Raw genomic sequence first — 20997 nt, forward strand, 5'->3', positions numbered from 1 at the left:
ATTGTGTTCTCCCTGTAGATTATAGCTGTTCGCTTTTTGCGACCCCAGGATTTCGGGTCATTGAAAAAGCATAGACGCGGCTACCGCAAACAGGGAACTAATTTTTTCATTGCGGGAAATGCGAAACTCTGTTTCGGTTTTCTCGTATTGATGTGGCCAGGGATAGGGCAGATGACCAGAAAAGCTCTCAGTTTGAGATGGCTCGAGATTTTCAGTCTAATTTCGAAACTCGGTTCTGTCCAAAAGGTTTCCGAAGAGGCGGGTCTTTCGGTCAGCACGGTCTCGAACCATTTGCGCAGTCTTGAGGATGCGTTGGAGGTTGAACTCGTCGATCACAGCCGCAGGCCGATGGGGTTAACACCAGCGGGAACCGTGTTTGCGCGCCATGTCAATGAAGGTCTCACAGCCCTAAGACGGGGCGAGGTCGAGATCCGTTCGGGCAGTTGGCAGCATGCTACCGACCTGCGCCTTGGGCTGATCGACGATTTTGACAACTCGGTGACACCAGAGCTGTTCCGATACCTTTCCTCTGCCCTGCCGCGCTGCAATTTTCGCCATTTCACGCGCCCCAGCCATGAGATCATCGAAAAACTGCAGGCACAAAAACTGGATGTGGGTGTCGCGACGCGACCGGCTGGGAATGTCAAAGGCCTGATCGAATACCCGTTGATGCGTGACCCGTTTGTGATTGTATTGCCCTCTCAGTTTCAGGGTAGCTTTGACGATTTGCGCAGCGCTGATACAACGCTTCCTTTCTTGCGCTATTCCCGAGATCTGACGATCGGGCAGCTGATCGAGATTCAGTTGTCGCGCAGCAAGATAAATTTGCCGAACCGGTTCGAGTTGGAGTGCAACCCTGCGATCATCGGTCTGGTGGCCGAAGGCAGTGGCTGGACGATCACGACGGTTGGCAGCTATCTGAGGGCGAAAGAGTTCCACGGGCAAACCAGGGTCGCCCCGTTGCCTGGCAAGGGGTTTATCCGCACCGTTTCTTTGTTCACGACCGACGTCTATCCCGCATCAACGTCGCGCCTGATCCACAAGACTCTGCAAGCCCTGATAACTCAGTATTTTGTTGAACCCATGCAAACGCAGTACCCGTGGCTGAGCGATCAGTTTGTGACTTTGCCTCGTTCTGCGGCATGAGTGTTGACCTAAGGTTGGGCAGACCGCTATCTGCTGTCCACAGTTGACCTAGTTTTGTGCTGTGTTTCCAATCGCTCACAAGATGCGCGTATCCGGCGGAGACGTTGACGGCGATTGGTGATCGGTCAGTTGCGACCAGAGTTAAGGAGGCTGATATGGCCGAACCGGAATCGCTTTTGCGATCGATGTTTTCCACTGCTGTCGCGACAGCGGATCCGATGCAGGTTATCCCGGCACAACTGCCCGAAAAACCGCCCGGGCGCGTGGTCGTCATAGGCGCAGGGAAGGCGTCGGCACGTATGGCCGAAGCGGTTGAGCATGTTTGGGGCCCGTGTGAGGGATTGATCATCACGCGGTACGGGTATGCACGACCCACCCAGGGCGTTCAGGTCATCGAAGCAAGCCACCCGGTGGCAGATGAGGCCGGTCAGGATGCCACAGCACAGTTGCTGGCACTGGTTGCATCACTTGGTGAAGACGATTTTGTTCTGGCGCTGATGTCCGGCGGCGCATCGGCGCTGCTTTGCGCCCCGGCGGGGGATCTGACGCTATCGGACAAGCAAGAGGTGCACCGCGCGTTGTTGTCTTCGGGTGCGCCCATCGGGGCAATGAATACCGTTCGCAAGCATCTGTCTCATGTCAAAGGCGGGCAGCTTGCGGCGGCAGCTTATCCTGCGACGCTCCTCAGCCTTGCCATTTCCGACGTCCCGGGGGACGATCCGACTGAGATCGGGTCGGGGGCCACGGTTGGTGAGGCCTCCTCGGTTCAGGATGTCTGGGACATTGTGGAGCGCCACTCGATTGATTTGCCGCCTGCGGCACGGGCGCATTTGCAGCGCAACAGCAGCACAACTGTCGCACCCGATGACACACGGCTCAGCAAAACCACAAACATCGTCGTCGCGGCCCCGTCACAGTCGCTGGCGGCAGCCGGGCAAGAGGTGACACAGCTGGGATTTGATCTACGAATTCTGGGGGATGCGCTTGAGGGTGAAGCGCGTGAGTTGGGTGCAGAACATGCGCAGCTGGCGCTGTCGCTGCAAGCCGGGCTTGGCTCCCAAGACGCGCCAATTGCGCTTTTGTCGGGCGGGGAATGCACGGTAAGCGGCAATCAGGGGGGCATTGGCGGGCCAAATGCGGAATATGCACTGGCTGCGGCGATCGCGCTGAAGGGCCAACCGGGCATTTGGGGTCTGGCCTGTGACACTGACGGTGTGGACGGAGCGGCAGAGGTGGCCGGTGCGGTCTTTGGCCCCCATACGCTGGACGCGGCGGCGCGCACCGGGGTTGATCCTGGCGACGCCTTGGCCCGCAACGACGCGCATAGTTTTTTCGAGGCCGTGGGCTCTCAGGTCGTGACCGGCCCCACATTGACCAATGTGAACGATTTTCGCGCGATCCTGATCTTTCCGCACTCAGAAGAGTGATGTCGTGCTGTACACCCATCCCCTCGTTAGAACGGGCTAGAGACCCTCAAGTATCTGCTTTGCGCTGTCGCGATAGTCGGCCTGCTTTTCAGGCGTCATCTTATCCCATGTGCGATATGCATGCCCCAGCCGAGGGTTCCCGCGCAGCTTTTCGGCGTTGCGATCAAGAAAATCCCAATAAAGCGGGTTGAAAGGGCAGGCCCCGGGACCGGTCTTCTGCTTCACGTCGTAAGGGCAATGGCTGCAGTGATCGGACATCTTATTGATATAGTTGCCACTGGCCGCATAAGGCTTGGACCCGAGCAGCCCGCCATCGGCAAACTGGCTCATGCCGATCACATTCGGGGCCTCGACCCATTCATAGGCATCTGCGTAAACCGCCAGATACCATTCATGCACCTGTTGCGGGTCGATGCCTGCAAGCATGGCGAAATTCCCGGTGATCATCAGGCGCTGAATGTGATGTGCATAGGCCTCTTGCCGGGTTTGGGAGATCGCGGCGGCCATGCAGGCCATATCCGTCTGGCCCGTCCAATAGAAATCCGGTAATGCGCGGTGGGCACCCAGAGCATTCTTTTGCGTGTAGCCCGGCATTTTCAGCCAATAGATCCCGCGCACGAATTCGCGCCAGCCGATGATCTGCCGAATATACCCTTCGACCGCATTCAGCGGTGCTTGCCCTTCGTAGTAGGCGCGTTCGACCCGCCGACAGATCTCCAAGGGCCCAAGTAGCCCGGCATTTAGGTATTGAGACAGGACCGAGTGGTAGAGAAAGCTTTCGCCTTCTAGCATCGCATCCTGATAATCGCCGAAATGGGGCAGGGCGCTCTCTACGAAACAGTCCAGCGCTTCTAGCGCTCCCGTTCGGGTCACGGTGAACCAAAACGGATAGAGCTCGCCGAAGTTTGTGCCAAACCGAGCCTCTACAAGCTCCAGCACCTCTGTGGTGATCTTGTCGGGTTGGGTTTGAGGCGGGCGCGGCATGAACAAATTCGCGGATGCGGGTTTCCGGTTTTCAGAGTCGAAATTCCACTTGCCACCTTCTGGCTGAGCACCATCCATCAAAAGACCCGTCTTGCGCCGCATTTCGCGATAGAAATACTCCATCCGCAGTTGCTTGCGACCTCTGGCCCAATCCTCAAACTCCTTGTGCGTCGCGATGAATCGGTCATCGTCCAGCACATCAAGCTGGATGTTCTGCTGATCCGCCCAATCTTTGATAGCTGTCTTCAACCTGTATTCTGCGGGTTCGGTCAGGCATAGCCGACTAAGCGAAAAATCGTTCAAGGCGCGCTGGGCCTCACCCGTGATAGAACCCGTGTTTTCGGGGTCATCCAAGGTTACATACCTAACTTGCCACCCTTCGTCAGACAACTGCGCCGCGAAATGGCGCATGGCCGAGAAGATGAAAGCGATTTTCTTTTTGTGATGCGGGGCATAGCTTGCCTCTTCCGCAACTTCGGCCATCAGAACGGTGTCTTTGCTTTGGTCAGCCGACCGAAGCGCCGGGATATCCGGGTTCAGTTGATCGCCAAGGATCAGGATCACTTTACTGAGGGAGGTGTCTTGCCTGCTTGTCATCTGTGGTGACCTAGCGCCTAAGCTCCCGCCTGCAACACAATTTGGTTGGAGGATTTTCCTCGAACCAATCAATAGGCCCGGACAGCGGTGCTAGAACAGCTGCAAATCCTTTTTGCCGCTCTGGATCTCGGCCAGATTGGGCATGTTCTGGATCAACGCTGGAGCGGGCGTGGCTCCCGGCATGGCCACGGTGGGCTTGGGCGCCAAAGCTTTGCCAAAGGCGGGTTTTTCCAGCTCACCCCGGATGTCCCGCAGTAGCGTTTTGTGATCCGGCATGGTTTTGAGAATCTTCGCAAGATCCATTTTGGCCCCCTTCCACCACTGGAACCAGATGGGCTTCTTCAAGGGGCGGATGCGATCCCGGATGCCGGTTCCATAGCCGGTGTCGTATGATTGCTTGCCCAACAGAACCGTTTGGTAGACGCGGTGATCGAAAAGCGTAGCGAACTCGACGTCATGTTGCATCGGCAAGCGGTGCTGCCAAAGTTCCAGGTTTTCGGCCAGCCGGTCGGGGATTTTCATCTCGGTGCGCGCGTCGATCCAATATTGGTCGTCGGTGCGGTTGCCCAAGCGATAATGCAGGCAGATAAATTCAAGCACCTCATTGTAAAGCTTGTCCATTTGCCGGTTGTATCTGTCGCGCAGCGAAGGTGCGATATCTCGCGTTGGCAAGTGTTCTGCAAACCAACGTATCGCATGGTCGATCATATGGATGGCGGTGCTTTCCAGCGGCTCGATGAACCCGCCTGACAGACCAATGGCCAGGCAATTTTTGACCCAGGCATTGCGGACCCGCCCGACGCGCATCGGGATCACCCTTGGGGTGAGCCCTTTGCCACTGTCCCCTAGCCATTCGAGGTACTCATCGGCGGCTTGATCATCGGTGCGATGCGCCGACGAATAGACATAGCCCGTTCCCACACGATTGAAGAGCGGCACACGCCATGTCCACCCAGCCCCAAGGGCCGTGGATCGCGTGGCGCTTTCGATTTTTTCGGGATCGGGATGTTCGACCTGCAACGCCATTGCGCGGTCGTTGGGCAGGTAATCCGAGTAATCCAGAAACGGCTCACCCAAAGCTTGATTGATGATCAAACCCCGGAAGCCAGTGCAATCCACCACCATCTCGATGTCATGACGGCCCTTGGCCTCAAGCATCAAATGGCTGACATTGCCCTGTTCATCCAGCTCTACCGATTGCACCTCGTCCTGAATATGCTCGACGCCGCGCTTGGTGCAGATCCGGGTCAGCATTCCTGCGAATTTCACCGCGTCCAGATGGTAGGCATAGCCAAAGCGCTGTTCGAATTCAGGCTGCCCCAGCGCGCGCGCGCCTTTGCAAAGACGGGCCAGATCATCATGGGGTGAGATCGACTGAGTGAAATCCCGATCGCCATTGCCAAAGCGCAGGAAATACTCGGCTGCCTCCAGCCCCTCCAGCATCTGACCATGCGCGAACGGGTTCATATAGTCGATGCGATTGCCCTTGGCATCGTTGTTCCAATTGCAGAACTTTACCCCCAGTTTGAACGATGCGTTCGTCTCACGAAAAAAGTCGCGCTCGGTGATACCGGCTTGCCTTAGCGTGACCGGCATACGCGGCACCGTCGCCTCACCGACACCCACGGTCGAGATATTGGGGCTTTCGATAAGACAAAGGTGGGGGCGATCCTTGGTCGCGGATGTGCGTGAAAACACCATGTCGAGGATCAACGCGGTCATCCAGCCAGCGGTGCCGCCACCCACAATGGTGATTTTGCGCAAACGATTGTTCATATTGGTCTGTCCCTGTTGGCTTGGGGAATTATTTTGCTGCGACGTTTCCGGTTTTGGAGAAGCTTCCGCAGCTATCCCTTTTTTAGCTTTCCGAGGAATATAACAGCTTTCATGCGCGCAGCCAGTTCTTATGAATATTGTATGTGCAATTCACCCGAAACGTCACAGTTGGGTGCAGATGCAGAGGGCGCGCCACCAAAGTTATGCGCCGGACCCAGACGCCGCCATCAACGCGGTGGTTAAACACAAACGTGGCTTTTGAAGCCGAAATCTACGGAAATTCTAAGACGTCGTGGCAGTGCGCGTAGTCATGAGCTATGCAATCTCGGCTCAAAAGGCCAGTTTATGAGGAATTTACAGGGAATACTGGCGGTTTGGGCTTCGAATGCGCCAATGCTGGTGAATTTTGCTCTGGCTACCTGCTGTTTTACATAGGGCTAGAAAGCGACTCCCTGTCCTTTAAGAAACAGGGAATTCTTGCGCTGTGATCAGGGAAATAACTGAGAAGAGCACGTAAGCGAACAAGCGAAATCGGGAGCGGCTTTTGAGATGCGCCAAAAGGCGGTTCTGCTTCCGTAATCTCATTGCCCTCTGTTCTTCCAACCGGTCATATTCTTCAACGTCATCCGGCAGCTCTGCCCAGAGTTGCGTGACAGCAATGTGCCCGTTCCCTGCCACGCGCGTTTGATCGTAGAGCTCCAGACGCGCCCTTATCGGATAACGTGAACTGAACACCTAGCGTGATGCACGACTCTGTTGGCCGTTGAGCCCAGGAACAAGTCCTGGAAGCCGGGTTTGTGTGATGCCAAAACGATGCAATCGACATCGTTTTCATTTGCGAAATCGACAATCGCTCTACCCGCATGCCCCGAGATGAGCCGTGACGAAGCCCCGGGCATTTCAGAGGTTTTTTGATGTAGCTTTTCCAGAATTTCATGCCGCGTATGTGCAAGCACTTCGTTCGGGATCTGAGACCCAACATATGCTGGTATTGGCTCTTGAACGTGTACGACGGTGAAGACAGCGTTGGCATCGGCCAATTGGCGGGCAGCTTCAAAAGCCGCTCCTGTGTCATGGTCCAGGGTGACAGGTATCAGGATGTTCTTGTACATACGAACTCCATTCGGAAGCTTCTGCTATTTCAGCCAGACGTCTGCAGCACAAGGAAAGCTACACAGGTTCAGACTTCGACGATTTCCCAGCGCTCTTTGTCGCGGTCGAAATATCTTCGACTGTTTTCTCTACAGCCTCAGCTTCGGTTTCGGCTACATATGCCGCACAGCGTGCGACAGTCTCGAACCATTCCTGAGCATCAGCGACTAGACGTTCCGAGGAATGACGCTGCCATTCAGCTATGCTCTTTAAAGCTTCTGAAGGATCAGATGGATTCGCCGACGAAACGTTGCGCGCGGCCTGCAAAGCCGTGCGAACGGCCATGTGGCGCCTTTCAAACCAGTGCTGGGCAAAGGCCTCTGTTTCTTCCAGCATTTTTTCCTGAGCATCCCAGAACTGTTCTATCTGCGCGCCAAAAGCTGCATTACCCGCAGTTGGCGGCTGCATTTGCTTGAAGATGTCTACAAGAGTAGCTGGGTAGTTTGAGTTAGATTTCTGTGTCGACATTGCGATTTCCTCCTCATCCCCTGAAGATTTCATATTGCCATATGCTGAGAAAACCCGCCTTAACTTAGATCAAAATCCCAAAATACGTTTCTGTAACCTAATGGCGGCCAATTAATTGCGTCATCAGGGACACTGGTTCCTAATGGGTTGGATTGAAGTTACAGTGACCCCAACAAGTGCTTAATGCGCGGTTTTCTATGAACGTTTCCGGCCTTCTGATTACTCTCGGTGTTCTCTTCCTCGCTGGTTTGGTGGCAGATCAACTTGGCCGGGCCACGCATCTTCCGCGTGTTACAGCTTTGCTATTTCTTGGTTTGATTGCAGGAAATGCAGACACGGGGGTTATCCCTCGCGATTTCGCAATGTGGTTCGATGAGATTTCGATCGTTGCTCTGACGATGGTCGCGTTTCTGCTTGGAGGATCTTTGACGCGGCAGAACCTAGTTCGACACGGACGCGCAATTCTTGCGATCTCAATTTCGATTGTGGTTGTAACCATCATCATTGTGACTGGCGGACTGACCGCAATTGGGCTTCCCCCAGGGTTGGCATTGGTCTTGGCCGCAATCGCGACCGCCACGGCTCCGGCCGCAATGACAGACGTGATCCAACAATCTGGAGTATCCAACGGTTTCACTGAAACCCTTAAAGGTGTGGTCGCGATTGATGACGTTTGGGGGCTGATGGTTTTCAGCATAGCCTTGGTGCTTGCAGGTCATACGGATGGTTGGGTGTCGGTCACGACAACTGCACTATGGGATTTCGGCGGGGCCATTTTGTTGGGCGTTGTGTTGGGCGTGCCATCCGCTTACCTAACCGGTCGCTTGAAGCCGGGCGAGCCAATGCAGGCAGAAGCGATTGGGATCGTCTTTCTAACGGCAGGCTTTGCACTTTGGCTTGAGGTTTCGTTCCTCGTAGCAGGTATGGTCGTGGGCGCGACCATTGGAAATCTTGCCCGGCATCACGACCGTGCTTTTCACGAGATCGAACATATTCAGTGGCCATTTATGATCCTGTTCTTTCTGCTGGCTGGAGCCACATTAGATATTGAATCCTTTGGCTTAATGGGGTGGGCTGGCGTGCTTTTCCTGATCTTACGCACAATGGCACGTCTTATTGGTGGCTATTGCGGCGCAAGGCTGGGAGGCTTACCGGTTCGCCATGCCTACTGGTACGGTCCAGCGCTACTGCCGCAGGCCGGAGTCGCTGTGGGTATGGCCCTTGTTGCCGGAGAGCAATTTCCGCACTGGGCTGCGTCGATCATGGCTTTTACGCTGGCCAGTACGGTGGTGTTCGAAGTGTTGGGGCCGCCACTTACACTTTTCTCGATCAGACGCACCGCTGATACCAAATAGCGGCAGGGCCAGTTCCTAATCGACTTGGACCGATTCAAGAAAAGCAAGCAAATTCGCCAGCGGAAGACCTACCATCATTGTTTGGCCATTCGGTAGAGCCAGCGCGAACAGTTGGTCTGTCTCGAAAACCGCGCCAAATATGGGCATTTCTCCTCCATGAGCCAACAATCGTGACCGACCATCAATCTTTTCCGCTACCCTGTCTATCGGAAACACGCCCGCGTTCTCCAAGGCCAACGTGGTGAGATTCGGTGTCCGAATTGCCAGCATCTCAGCCATTGGCCCGTCCCCGGTCGCTTCGAAACCGTGGCATTGCCAGCAATAGGTCCGGAACAGATCTTTCCCATCCTGAATGTTGACTTCCTGCGCTACCGCAGTTCCTGCAATGAATAGTGACATCAAAACCTTGCGAATTACCGGCATCTGCCTCTCCTCTGTCCGAGCCTGTTGCCGACCAGATAAAACGATCTTGGGGTCAGTTCTTTGACCTCGCTCATATCGGTTGCACCGCTGCTGTTCGGCCCAACTCGCGTGTCCTTTGACCTAAATCAAAGCCCATAGACCACTGATAGAATGAAATACGATCGTTTCGATATGGTCGAACTACCACCCCTGGAGGCTCAGCAGGAGCGGTTACGAACCCTTCGTCGTCTGTCGGCGTCGAATTCGCATAGACGCCGACACATGTAACATTCGATGGGGTTTTGATTATCGAAACAAGATGTGTCGCCATTGGCGAAGTGTCCGGAGAAAGACCTTGCTACCCTTCTACAAACAGACCGACCAATGAGAAACGCTGATGAGTTCCACTGCCCCTAAGGAACAGAAACTTAAACGGGCCCTTACAACTCCGTTGCTCACGCTCTATGGCCTTGGTGTAACGATCGGAGCGGGTATTTACGTTTTGGTCGGTGCAACAGCTGATGTTGCTGGGCCGTTTGCGGCCTTGTCGTTTGTTGTCGCGGCACTTGTCGTTTCGCTTACTGCGCTTTCGTATGCAGAGCTGGCAACACGGTTTCCAGTCAGCGCGGGCGAAGCGGCATATGTCGAGGCGGGATTTCGAAGAAGTTGGATGGCAGTCTTGGTCGGCCTGGCTGTCGCGGCCTCGGGAGTTATCTCAGCCTCAGCCGTTGCGATCGGAGCAGCATCATACCTGCACGCCCTCACTGGCTTAGCGATCCCGTTCCTGACCATCGGCGTTGTGTTGATCATGGCTGCCATCGCACTTTGGGGGATCACAGAGTCGGTGCTCATCGCAGCCATTATTACAATCATCGAAATCGCCGGTCTTCTGTTCGTGATGGGCTGGGGCCTAACGATTCAGGATCCGCAGGGATACCGGATCGGTGCGATGCTTCCCGCGCTTGAGCTTGATGTCTGGCGAGGTATTTTCGCGGGATCACTTCTAGCCTTCTTTGCCTTTGTCGGCTTTGAGGACATGGCTAATGTCGCAGAAGAAGTCAAAGACCCTTTGCACACTATCCCAAAAGCGATTTTTCTAACTCTCATTCTGGCGACATTATTGTACTTTGGAACCTCTATGACAGTTTTGCGTGTGGTTCCGATCGATGTTCTTTCGACATCTGCTGCACCTCTTGCACTTGTGTTCTCAAACGCGCCTGACGAGATCAAACAGGGCTTTTCTGCAGTGGCTATAGTAGCGACCGTCAACGGAGTATTGATCCAGATGATCATGGCGTCGCGGGTGATATATGGCCTCGCAGATCGGGGCTACCTACCGAAAACCCTGGCGGTAGTGCCTAAAGCAACACGGACACCTGTTTTCGCCACGCTATTGGTCGCGGCGATCATCATGCTCTTGACCCAAACCTTTCCAATAGACGTTCTTGCAGAACGCACGTCTCAGGTCGTTCTTATGGTCTTTGTACTGGTCAACTTCTCGCTGATACTGTTGAAAGCTAAACCTGATAGAACGAACGAGCATTTCCAAGTACCTCCTGTCGTGCCCATCCTTGGAGTTATCACAAGCATATTGCTTTTCGGAGCAGGGTTTCTCTAGGCATATGACGCCGGTCAATTTTACCTAAGAGTGCGTTTATCTGTTTGGAGGCACAGAGCCTTCAAAGATGTGGGTCAACAACTACGAGGGCCCATACTGCTGCCTCTGAAGGTCTATTTCGCGGCAAGCCCAACTGGTCGAACCTCGGCAATTGGTGCTTTGTTCCCCTAAGAAAACCTCAACCCTTCCGCATCATTCGTTGATGGGCTGGATTTTTGGACTTTTCGCGCTGGTTCCCTAGTTGTCGCCAAATGCGGAATAGTCTGCTCGGTTATCTCAGCGAGTAAGCCAGGATAATGGCAAAAACCAAAATATTGATGGCCCAGACCGCCAGCTTCACCCGTTTACGCGCAGGCTGGTTTCTGAACCGATCAATCATAGTCAAACCTTTCGGACAAGATCCGTTCTGACGAAGTTCCCCGCGCGATCAGGTGATCTTCGACGTTGTCCATCATGGCAGTCGGCCCACACAGAACAAACAGCCAGCCATCAAAATGCTCTTTCGACAAGTTGCGATCCAAGAGAGGCCCGTCGATCAAGCCTGTTTCGCCTTGCCAATCTTTTGACGGTTCGGACACAACAAACACTGTATCTTCTTGGGTAAGTTCCTCACGATAGACAATTTGCTCCTCTAACCGGTTGCCGTAGATAAGTTTGATATCGCGCGGTCTTCCGCTCAACTTTGCTTGACGCAATATGCTCAGCATGGGTGCGATGCCGACGCCACCTGCGATCAGGACGATGCCATTCTCAGAGCGGTTTTTGATCGACAGGTTGCCATGCGGGGCGTCTAGATAGACCGGGGTTTGCTGAGCGATTTGCCCAAGGCCGCATGTGAAATCCCCAAGCTCTTTTATCACGAATGAAACCTCGGGGCCTCCGGCTGGTGCCGAACTGATCGAGAAAGGATTCTCGTTTAGCGAGAATGGGCTATGACCAACATTCAGCCACGCAAACTGACCTGCTTCATAGGTCAGACCCTTGTGACCAACAGGTTTGAGGCGCAATTCCCATTGCCTTGGTGTCAGGCGAGACACGGTACTGACGCTCCAAGGTCTTTTTCTCTGACGCAATGGGCGAACGAGGTAGACATACAATAAAGTTCCGACCGCAATACCGGTTAGTACAAACCAAAGATATGACAGTGACGGATGTCCTCCGTAGCGTCCGGCATATACCGTGTGGTGCAGCAGCAAGCATACAAGGACCAAAGCCCCGAGACCGTGAAACAGGCGCCATGTCTCATATTTGAATTCAAGGGACTTACGAAAAATCGCTGAGGCGACCAGAATAACAAACAAAAAATACGCACCTATGCCCGTTACCAGGGCAGAAAAGTCGGTCGTAAGCGTGAGTTGATGTGTCACGTCCCATGGGCGATGCCCGCCAGTTGGTGTGCCCTGATACAAAAGCGGATGTATGAGCGCAAAGCCAAGTGCTGTTCGCGCCATTAGCTGATGCACCCGCATGGTCACGTCCATACCCACATTGCCCGAGATGAATTTGAACCGTCCCGACAACAGGAATTCGATCAAGATTATTGAAAATGCAAGCATTCCAAGTCCTGATGCAAGCTCTTGATGAAAAGGTCGCGAGGGCCAGTTCAGCGACCAGGCGGTAGCCAGTGGGGATAGGATCACCAAAACGTAGATCAGCACTAGATACGGCCATTTCATTCGGTTCTGGTCCTATGCATCACAGGAAGGCAACTCGTGCTTGTTGTGCATAGACGCTAGGTTGATCGAAGGTTCTGATCAAGATCAGCGGCAACCTGGCAGCGGCTCAGGCCGCTGGAGTGTGCAATGCGAAATGCTTCGGCGCGGAACATCGGGGTTGGTTTCGATGCCATGATGTCTCTCCTTTGTGGCAAAATACCAAGTCAAAGAAGCGGAACAATTCCGTGACAGGTCCACTCCTAACAATAGAGAGCATCACTTTGCCTGATCAGATAGACTGATAACGCGGAAAATCTGCACTGGGTTGCCGATGCCTTTGAGTTCCCTTTCTCCTAACTTCTCTGTCTCCACATGCTCTTCTATGTCCAATAGCGCCCGCTGGTTCAAAAGGATCTGTCCATCGCTGGCAAAGTCGCAAAGCCTGGATGCGGTATTCACTACTCCGCCGATTGCGGTGTAGTCGGCGCGACCATGAAACCCGATAAGCCCAAGTGTCGCGTAACCGCTGCTGATCCCGATACCCAAACCCATCGAGTGTCCGAGTTTCTGCCAGGGTGCTCGTATTCCGTCGAAAGCTTCACTTATTGCCTTGGCCAATCGCACAGCTTGCAGAACCGGTTGATCGCAGGGAACGGGATCATTGAAGAAAACCATCAATCCGTCTCCAGCTCGGTATCCGATTGTCCCCTTGTGTTGGGCCACTAGATGACCAACTTCATCGTGGAAGTTTTGGAGAAGAGTAATGACATCTTCTGGCTCAATCGCCTCGGAAATCGCTGTGAAATTCCGGATGTCGCAGAATAGGCAAGCGATGTATCGACGATGAGTTTTAAGAAGCTCGTCAGCGTTTTCTTCGACCACAAGCTCTGCTACCTGAGGCGCAAGGAATTGTTTGAGTCGCCCGAGCCTGTCAATCTCGCTTTCCTGGCGCTTTACCTTCTCGGTCAGTCTTTCGTTCAATGCCTCTATTTCATGTGTCTGGTTGCGAACCGTGTGGTTCAAGGCATCGAGTATGAAGTTCTGGTTTAGCAAAGCCGCGATCGCCAAAAGCACATAGGCAAGCGCTTCGACGCGTTCATCATAGCCGAAATACAGCGTGACAATCAGGATGGCAGCAGCAATTCCACCGAGGACGAGTGGAAGTTCCTTTGCATGCCGTTTTCGGTCTCTCCACAAGAAACTGACCGCCAACAACGCAAACACCCACATAAGCACAGCTTGCGCATGTGGGTTTAGGGAAATCGCTTCGTAGCCAACCAAATATGTCAGCAAAATCCCGGAATAGCAGGTGGCCAAAGAAGCCAAAGCAGCCAGGACGGCGCCAACCCCGATTGGCATCGAGATCTTGAATTCCTCTGTTGCTACCCCGATACCGTCGGCAAAACTACGCGGCGATGGTTCTGCGGCAGAGTCATTTTTGTGTTTGGATTCAGACATGGTCCTCGTTTGCGCTTGGTGCTGCCAGAGTACGTTTGAAATGAGATTGCGTCAAAACCGCATACTTGCATGGGGCAGTTGAGGGTTTCACCAAGTCAACACCGACCAGAGAAACAAGCCCATGTTTAAGAGAACAAACTTGCAATCACCCGTCTCGGCGTAGTCACCTAGGACATAGGGATGGAGAAAGCTGATGGCCCGATGGAAGTTCTTGGTTTGTGTTTGGTGCGTGCTGACTCTTGCTGCTTGCGCTCCCAAAACGCGCATCTACGAAAAGAGCGTATCGGCCTCGCTTCCTGCAAACGCGCGCACAGCGCTTAGTCAGGCGGCCAACCGGCTTGGTGACCCCAAAGACGGTCGGTCGGGGGTCAAGCTGATCAGTGACGGTGAAGAAGCTCTTGTCTCAAGGCTATTGATGGCTGCTGCGGCCGAGACAACGATAGACGCCCAATACTACCTTCTGCACAATGACCCAACCGGTCACCTGTTCGCCGCCAGTCTTTTGCAAGCGGCAGATCGGGGTGTTCGTGTTAGGCTGTTGCTGGATGACATGGATACATCCGGGTACGACGCCATGACCGCAGCGTTGGACAATCACGAAAACATTGAAATCAGACTTTTTAATCCATTTTGGCGCGAACAAAGCTTGTTGATCGCGGGGTTGACGGATTTCAAACGCATCAATCGCAGAATGCACAATAAATCCATGACGGCCGACAACGTGTTCACGATTGTGGGTGGGCGAAACATCGGTGCCGAGTACTTTCTCGCGCGGGAAGAAATGAACTACGCTGATCTGGATGTGCTGGCCGCAGGCCCCGTTGTGCGCGAGGTGTCGCGCAGCTTTGACTCTTACTGGAACAGCGAGTTCGCAGTTCCGGCGCGCGTGGTCGTGGGAGAACCAAAAGAATTTGACCTTAGCGATGCGCGAAGCAAGTTGAATGAACTGGTCGAGGAAGCGAAGCAAACCCAGTACGGTGCTGCGCTCAGAAGGTCTGCACAAGAGAACTTCGCAGATGGAGCCCTGTCACTAGATTGGCTGCCCGCCAAACTCTATTCCGATCCGCCTTCAAAAGCCGCCGGGCTTGAGAATTCAGGCCCCGTTCTCGCATCTCAACTGCTTCCGTACTTCGAGAATGCCACCAGTGAGGTGAACATCGTTTCCGCCTATTTCGTGCCACGCAACAACGGCGTGAAATGGTTGACCGAACTGGAGAAGCGAGGGGTCGACGTAAAGGTTGTAACCAATTCGCTTGCATCTAATGACGTTGCACCCGTTTACGCGCACTATGCTAAAAAACGCCGTGCATTACTACGTGGTGGGGTAGAACTCTATGAACTGCGACCGGACGCCTATCAGGTCCAACGCCGGGGCGTTAACTGGGCTCAATCCAGATCAGGCTTGCATTCAAAGGCATTTGCCGTTGATGACCGCTACTTGTTCGTAGGATCGTTCAACTGGGACCCGCGGTCTGTCAAAATCAACACCGAGATGGGAATTCTGATAGACTCGCCGGCATTGACGGCACAAACCATGGGTGCCTTGGACGACGCTCTGCCGGCATACACATATAACGTGACGCTTGAGAAAGCTGGTCAGCTCAAATGGACAACAAGAGGCGATGATAGCAACGTTATCGAATATCTATCAGAGCCAACAGGATCGACTTGGGATCACATAGTTGCTGGATTTCTAAGTATTCTGCCAATTGGGTCGCAGCTTTAGATTCTTGAGCATACGTCAGTCCATGCGGCTATTCGCACAGGCGCAGCGAACGCACGCTTTGTTCGCAGAGCTACTGGAACCCTCCTCGGAATCGGACACTCACAATTCCAAAAACAAGCGCTGTGTTTGGCATACACACAACACCTGCGAAGAGCCGAGGCAGAAACTCACATAAACGGATCAGCCTAACGATGCTGCGACACGAACTGCCGGGATTTTGCAGAAACGGCGCTGCCGGTAGGCATATCTCAGCCTTTAGGAGTATACCATATTGGCGAAGTGTAAGCGCGTTCCTGCGTTGACGTAGGCACGTCGGCAGGCAGCTCGTCTCCAAACCGAACGGCGTCGTAAATTGTCCACCTCGGTGTGGGAATCTCCAGGACACGGGCATAGTAGAAAGCGCTGACTGAAGGATCGAATTCAGGATCCGTCCAAACAGTGATTAGCTCTGGAGACCCGATCGAATTGGTAAACGTGCCCGATGCAACATCCACGGTGTTCCCCACCGCTGGCAGCTTGCCGTCCGCATCAAGTTCCCGGTCTCCCGACCAAGCGACGTCATAGACCCGCTCTTCAGTTTCGCCATTGGCATTTAGCCAACCTTTCACAATCTGAACACGGTCGAGATTGCCAGAAAACGGATCTTTCAGCGCAGCTACCAAGAATGTTGGGGCGTCCGCACCTTCTGTCGCGTCGGCGAGATCCCCACCCATCGGAACGCCTTTTTCATATCCGACTTCGGCGGGCAGTCGAGATTTGGCATCAGCTTCCGTAAAGTCCCAGCCGCCAAAGAAGCGAACCGCAATACGACTACCGGTTGTCCCATAGACTTCTTTTCGTTCCATAGCGTCGAATATTGCTTCGCGCGTGTTATCTTCCGCCCAAACGGCAGCGTAACCTGACGCTGCCATTTCCCATCCAAGAATTCTTGTCGTATCGAACTCACCAACAACGTGCTGCCAACGACCCGGCTCTGGTTCGACGCCAGAGTGTTTGCCAAAGAAATTGTCTTCTTCCGCCGTTGCCAGAGCGGTATGGCTGTCTGTCGAACCTACCACTCCAAATTTGTATGGGTTGGTGCCAAGTTGAGCCTCAAGCTTCAGCCCGTTCTTCAGAGCCTCTCGAGCGTATTCGTACTGGAGCATCCAGTCTTCTTTGGGCGTTGGTCCAAGGTTGGATTTGTCCCAAGTTTCATAGTCTGCGAACTCATCGTTTGGGCTCAAAAACGGATGCGCTTCTCCGTCACCTTTGATTTGGGTGATCTCATACATCGGCTCCCACTTGGCACGCCGCTCTGCGTAATCTTCTGTCAAAGGTTCACCCGTTTCAGGGTTCGTCTCAACCGGAAACATCAGGCCGTTGGAGACGTTGCCATTGTGGGCAAGGGCCAGCACACGACCGCCGGTCTCCTGTTCATATGTTTCCATCCAGTCCCACAAACGTTCAGGATTAAAGGTTTCTGCGGTTGTGAAGGGCAACAATTGCCGAGCGCGAATGGCATCATCGCGGTAGATCACATTGCGATGGAGGTTGTTTCCAGCTTCGGTGGAAGTCCATTCGTATCCAATGAAAGCAGTGAATGTACCAGGGGCGTTGTGTTGATCTGCAGTTTGTGTGAACTCGTCCCATACGGATTGTACAAACCTACGGTCTGAAACAGCTTCAGGCAGAGCATCCCCGGTGATGCCCGCAAAGGTTTCAATAACTTCCATGGTTGCGCCCAAAGCGACGTCCCCGCCGGCGTTGAGGCGTTCGTTCCAGTCTCGAAGGGTTGGATCACGCATCAGAGTGGAGTTCCCGGCAACGATCTCGTTCATGGCCCCCATTGCGTCCGAGTGATCAGATACGACAAGCCAGTCGAGGGGGCGCGATAACTGCACGCGCAGGCCATGCGATGTTGTGACTTCCTCACCACGTGCAAACCTATAGGCATCGTCTGGGCTCAGAATGACGCCAAATCCGCGTGCATCGAGCGAGTTTGACGTGTGCAGGTGAGTGTCCCCCCACAGTGGGCGTGTAGGAAAATCTCGACCTGCATAAGGCGAAAAATCAGCAGGTGCGGGTTCACGCATATCATCAACAGATATTGTCATCTCTCCAACTTGCCCGCCTTGAGCAGCGTCTTGAGCATTTGAAGAGCTTGCTATGAATGATGCGGAAATTATTGCTGTCGATGTCTTCAGAAAAAGCTTCATTTGAACCTCCCAGCCGAGCTGAATGCCAACCCATGGCACCATCTGAACGGGCTGTTCGTCAAGGAAAACTAAGGTTTTCTTGGTTCAGCACAAGAGACCCAAAGTGAGGTTTGGCTGTTCCCAGATCGCTGCTTTGCCCATAACTCTAACGCTCAGCCGCCAGTGGAAAATACAGTGCCGAGTGGATGTTCTTGACGAAGAGTGACCTGGTTCGTCAGTCTTCAACCTGTGATCTTGATTGGAGGCGCCGTTATGAAGTGGTTATCGCGAACAGTCTTACTGTCCTTGTCCTTTTTATTTGCTGCGGGCGCGTCAGCTCAGGATAAACCCAACATCGTATTCATATTTATGGATAATTTTGGCTGGGGCGAACCTGGATTCAACGGGGGTGGCATAATCCGTGGTACGGCGACCCCCGAGATGGACGCCCTCGCGGCGGAAGGATTGCGACTCACGAACTTCAACGTGGAAAGCCAGTGCACACCGTCCCGCGCAGCGACCATGACAGGACGTTACGGTATCCGAAGCGGCAACCATACGGTCCCACTGGGTGGCGGCGTCTACGGTTTGACCCAGTGGGAAATCACGATGGCCGAAATGCTGAAGGATGTAGGATACAACACAGCCATGTACGGCAAGTGGCATCTTGGATGGACCGAAGGACGCTACCCAACGAATCAAGGATTCGACGAATTCTACGGAGTTGAGACCACTGACGTTACAGTCTGGCGCACGCTTCCGGGATTTGCTGAAGCCAACATGGAAGAGCCCGTAGTGATGCAAGGTGTTGCGGGCGAGCCCGCAACCATCGCGCGGGACTACGATCTGGACTATCGCGGTGAGATAGATGGCGACCTGACGAAAAAGGCTATCGAATTTATCCAAGCGAAGAGTGCCGAAGACGCGCCGTTTTTCATCTATCTTGCATATACGCAGACCCACTATCCAAACATCGTGTCCGAGGAGTTTGATGGCGCCACCGGAAACGGGGTTTGGGCCGATATTCTGCTTCAGACAGATACCTATATCGGACGCGTGATTGATGCGCTTGAGAATGCGGGGGTTTCCGACGACACAGTAGTGATCTTTACTGCCGACAACGGACCCGAAGCTCTTCCGGTTGGAAATGCAAATGTCTCGCCCGTGCCAGCGGTACACGGTACCGCCGGACCTTGGCGCGGCACTCTGTTCACAAGCCTCGAAGGAAGCATGCGGGTGCCTTTTGCGATCAAGTGGCCAGGAAAGATCCCTGCGGGTTCTGAAAGCAACGATGTTGTCCACTCTATGGATCTCTATCCGACACTTGCGGCATTTGCTGGGGGCAGGGTGCCTGATGACAGGGCCTTTGATGGCATCGATCAGTCAAAGTTCTTTCTTGGTGCCCAACCAAACTCAAACCGAGAAGGCGTTATCGTCTACATGGGCGAACAGATATTCGGTGTAAAATGGAAGGACTGGAAAGTTCTTTTCAAAGAGAATACGACGGCATTTGGTGCAACGGAGTCATTCGATACGCCACGCGTCTACAATCTTCTGAATGATCCACACGAGCGTGAAAGCGTACTCTTCCCGCACACATGGGCGGCCGAAAAGGCTTTGCCACAGTTACAGGAGCACCTCGCCACATTCGAAGATTATCCTCCGATACCCCCAGGAACACCGGATCCCTACGAACCACCCATTGACTAAGTAACGGCCTGCTCAGCAACCCGTAATATCCCTTGTCGATCTTCGCTGCGCTATGAACGAGTGTCCGCAAACTCTGCCGCCGTGTGGAGACTTGAACTGGGTTGGTCGCTTGGTTTTGCCCGGATCGCCCAAACCTGTTTGGGCAGCAACAAGGCTGCGTCCACGACCTCGGCCGATCTTCTGGCCCGGGTTCAGACACTCGCCGAGCGGAACCGTGTGATCCACGAGGAAGAATGCTTCAACCTCAACCCGGCGACCAATGTTATGAACCCCAAGGCAGAGGCGCTCTTGTCGTCAGGTATCGGATCGCGTCCGTCCTTGGGCTATCCCGGTGACAAGTATGAAATGGGACTGGAGGCGATCGAAGAGATCGAGGTTATCACCACCCAGCTTTGCGCTGAGGTGTTCGACGCTAGTTTTGCAGAGGTCCGCGTGCCCTCTGGCGCGATTGCTAACCTGTTTGGCTTCATGGCGACCTGCAAACCGGGTGACACGATTATCGCTCCGCCCGTGTCGATTGGCGGGCATGTGACGCACCATAACGCGGGTTGTGCGGGGCTTTATGGGCTGCGCACGGTCGAGGCTCCCGTAAACAAAGATGGCTACACGGTCGATCTGGATCAGCTTCGTGCATTGGCCCTGGCCGAACGACCCAAACTGATCACCATCGGCGGCAGTCTGAACCTGTTTGAGCACCCCGTGGCCGACATTCGTACCATCGCGGACGAAGTCGGCGCCAAGGTCATGTTCGACGCGGCTCACCAATGCGGGATCATAGCCGGGCGGGCGTGGTCGAACCCAATGAAGGAAGGCGCGCATTTCATGACGATGAGCACCTACAAAAGCCTTGGAGGACCGGCCGGCGGACTGATCGTCACCAACGATGCCGAGATCGCAAAGGCGCTGGATGCCATCGCGTTCCCCGGGATGACTGCCAACTTCGATGCTGCGAAGACGACCGCTTTAGCAGTGACCATGCTGGATTGGAGGGACTTTGGGAAAGCCGATGCCAGGGAGATGATCGCAATGTCGCAAGCATTGGCGGCCGCATTGGACACAGAGGGCGTTCCGGTCTTTGCAGGGGCCGAAGGCTTTACGGACTCCCACCAGTTCGCCGTATTGGCCGAACCGTTTGGCGGCGGTCAGGCGGCGTCGAAAAAGCTGCGCCCGAATGGATTCCTTGCTTGCAGCATCGGACTGCCTTTGGCCGTGGTTGACGGCAATATGAACGGATTGCGCATTGGCACGCCAGAACTGGTCCGTTGGGGCATGACGACGGCCGATGCAGGTCAACTTGCCTGCACCGGCTCCGTACACATACAATGTGATCGAAGATGGCGTGCTCATGC

General features: G+C 54.2%; 15 protein-coding genes. 7 read left to right on the forward strand and 8 right to left on the reverse strand.

Going from position 1 to position 20997, the window contains the following annotated elements; translation table 11 throughout:
* Window positions 1-171: 171 nt before the first annotated feature.
* Both GOV38_RS20180 and GOV38_RS20185 read left to right on the forward strand, forming a co-directional pair.
* A complete protein-coding gene (locus GOV38_RS20180; RefSeq protein WP_171103485.1) occupies window positions 172-1146 on the forward strand; it encodes a LysR family transcriptional regulator in 975 nt (324 codons plus the stop codon).
* 155 nt (window positions 1147-1301) lie between these two features.
* Entirely contained in the window at window positions 1302-2573 is a 1272-nt protein-coding gene (locus tag GOV38_RS20185) for a glycerate kinase (RefSeq protein ID WP_171210067.1), read from the forward strand.
* 36 nt (window positions 2574-2609) lie between these two features.
* Here the strand turns inward: GOV38_RS20185 and GOV38_RS20190 are convergent, their stop codons facing one another.
* From GOV38_RS20190 to GOV38_RS20205, 4 genes are all read right to left on the reverse strand, one after another.
* On the reverse strand, window positions 2610-4154 hold the full coding sequence (locus GOV38_RS20190) for a cryptochrome/photolyase family protein (protein ID WP_171210068.1): 1545 nt from the start codon (window positions 4152-4154) through the stop codon (window positions 2610-2612).
* A 90-nt stretch (window positions 4155-4244) separates the two neighbouring features.
* Window positions 4245-5930: a tryptophan halogenase family protein gene (locus GOV38_RS20195; RefSeq protein WP_171210069.1), complete on the reverse strand. Its 1686-nt coding sequence runs from the start codon at window positions 5928-5930 to the stop codon at window positions 4245-4247.
* Window positions 5931-6640: 710 nt separating this feature from the next.
* Entirely contained in the window at window positions 6641-7042 is a 402-nt protein-coding gene (locus GOV38_RS20200) for a universal stress protein (protein ID WP_171210070.1), read from the reverse strand.
* Window positions 7043-7100: 58 nt separating this feature from the next.
* Window positions 7101-7550, reverse strand: coding sequence for a phasin family protein (locus GOV38_RS20205; protein ID WP_171103496.1), 450 nt, complete (start codon window positions 7548-7550; stop codon window positions 7101-7103).
* A gap of 197 nt (window positions 7551-7747) precedes the next feature.
* Between GOV38_RS20205 and GOV38_RS20210 the strand changes: the two genes are divergently transcribed.
* Entirely contained in the window at window positions 7748-8905 is a 1158-nt protein-coding gene (locus tag GOV38_RS20210) for a cation:proton antiporter (RefSeq protein ID WP_171213034.1), read from the forward strand.
* A gap of 15 nt (window positions 8906-8920) precedes the next feature.
* On the opposite strand, the gene GOV38_RS20215 is transcribed toward GOV38_RS20210, so the two are convergent.
* Window positions 8921-9328, reverse strand: coding sequence for a c-type cytochrome (locus GOV38_RS20215; protein WP_171133671.1), 408 nt, complete (start codon window positions 9326-9328; stop codon window positions 8921-8923).
* 376 nt (window positions 9329-9704) lie between these two features.
* On the opposite strand from GOV38_RS20215, the gene GOV38_RS20220 reads away from it, so the two are divergent.
* On the forward strand, window positions 9705-10925 hold the full coding sequence (locus GOV38_RS20220; RefSeq protein WP_171210072.1) for an APC family permease: 1221 nt from the start codon (window positions 9705-9707) through the stop codon (window positions 10923-10925).
* 371 nt (window positions 10926-11296) lie between these two features.
* Here GOV38_RS20220 and GOV38_RS20225 read toward each other — a convergent pair whose 3' ends face one another.
* Entirely contained in the window at window positions 11297-12601 is a 1305-nt protein-coding gene (locus GOV38_RS20225) for a ferric reductase-like transmembrane domain-containing protein (protein ID WP_371808541.1), read from the reverse strand.
* 255 nt (window positions 12602-12856) lie between these two features.
* On the reverse strand, window positions 12857-14038 hold the full coding sequence (locus GOV38_RS20230) for an adenylate/guanylate cyclase domain-containing protein (protein ID WP_171210074.1): 1182 nt from the start codon (window positions 14036-14038) through the stop codon (window positions 12857-12859).
* 415 nt (window positions 14039-14453) lie between these two features.
* On the opposite strand from GOV38_RS20230, the gene GOV38_RS20235 reads away from it, so the two are divergent.
* Window positions 14454-15764 (forward strand): phospholipase D family protein, encoded by a 1311-nt coding sequence (locus GOV38_RS20235; RefSeq protein WP_254430650.1) that lies wholly within the window; start codon window positions 14454-14456, stop codon window positions 15762-15764.
* A 248-nt stretch (window positions 15765-16012) separates the two neighbouring features.
* Here GOV38_RS20235 and GOV38_RS20240 read toward each other — a convergent pair whose 3' ends face one another.
* The gene (locus GOV38_RS20240; protein ID WP_217352112.1) at window positions 16013-17959 is read right to left on the reverse strand and encodes a DUF3604 domain-containing protein; all 1947 of its coding nucleotides are present in this window, start codon (window positions 17957-17959) and stop codon (window positions 16013-16015) included.
* A 201-nt stretch (window positions 17960-18160) separates the two neighbouring features.
* Between GOV38_RS20240 and GOV38_RS20245 the strand changes: the two genes are divergently transcribed.
* Together GOV38_RS20245 and glyA are read left to right on the forward strand one after the other, a co-directional pair.
* Entirely contained in the window at window positions 18161-19648 is a 1488-nt protein-coding gene (locus GOV38_RS20245) for an arylsulfatase (protein WP_217352113.1), read from the forward strand.
* Between the two features lie 138 nt (window positions 19649-19786).
* Window positions 19787-20997: serine hydroxymethyltransferase (gene glyA, locus GOV38_RS20250; RefSeq protein ID WP_254430653.1), on the forward strand; the 1211-nt coding region annotated here is incomplete at its 3' end.

Source organism: Ruegeria sp. HKCCA5839, assembly GCF_013035585.1.
In the GTDB taxonomy this organism is placed as follows: Bacteria; Pseudomonadota; Alphaproteobacteria; order Rhodobacterales; family Rhodobacteraceae; genus Ruegeria.

Coding starts and splice junctions, on each gene's coding strand:
- GOV38_RS20190 (WP_171210068.1), bottom strand. CDS start 4,154: ATGACAAGCAGGCAAGACACCTCCCTCAGTAAAGTGATCCTGATCCTT.
- GOV38_RS20230 (WP_171210074.1), bottom strand. CDS start 14,038: ATGTCTGAATCCAAACACAAAAATGACTCTGCCGCAGAACCATCGCCG.
- GOV38_RS20220 (WP_171210072.1), top strand. CDS start 9,705: ATGAGTTCCACTGCCCCTAAGGAACAGAAACTTAAACGGGCCCTTACA.
- GOV38_RS20240 (WP_217352112.1), bottom strand. CDS start 17,959: ATGAAGCTTTTTCTGAAGACATCGACAGCAATAATTTCCGCATCATTC.
- GOV38_RS20205 (WP_171103496.1), bottom strand. CDS start 7,550: ATGTCGACACAGAAATCTAACTCAAACTACCCAGCTACTCTTGTAGAC.
- GOV38_RS20200 (WP_171210070.1), bottom strand. CDS start 7,042: ATGTACAAGAACATCCTGATACCTGTCACCCTGGACCATGACACAGGA.
- GOV38_RS20215 (WP_171133671.1), bottom strand. CDS start 9,328: ATGCCGGTAATTCGCAAGGTTTTGATGTCACTATTCATTGCAGGAACT.
- GOV38_RS20235 (WP_254430650.1), top strand. CDS start 14,454: ATGGCTGCTGCGGCCGAGACAACGATAGACGCCCAATACTACCTTCTG.
- GOV38_RS20195 (WP_171210069.1), bottom strand. CDS start 5,930: ATGAACAATCGTTTGCGCAAAATCACCATTGTGGGTGGCGGCACCGCT.
- GOV38_RS20185 (WP_171210067.1), top strand. CDS start 1,302: ATGGCCGAACCGGAATCGCTTTTGCGATCGATGTTTTCCACTGCTGTC.
- GOV38_RS20180 (WP_171103485.1), top strand. CDS start 172: ATGACCAGAAAAGCTCTCAGTTTGAGATGGCTCGAGATTTTCAGTCTA.
- GOV38_RS20210 (WP_171213034.1), top strand. CDS start 7,748: ATGAACGTTTCCGGCCTTCTGATTACTCTCGGTGTTCTCTTCCTCGCT.
- GOV38_RS20225 (WP_371808541.1), bottom strand. CDS start 12,601: ATGAAATGGCCGTATCTAGTGCTGATCTACGTTTTGGTGATCCTATCC.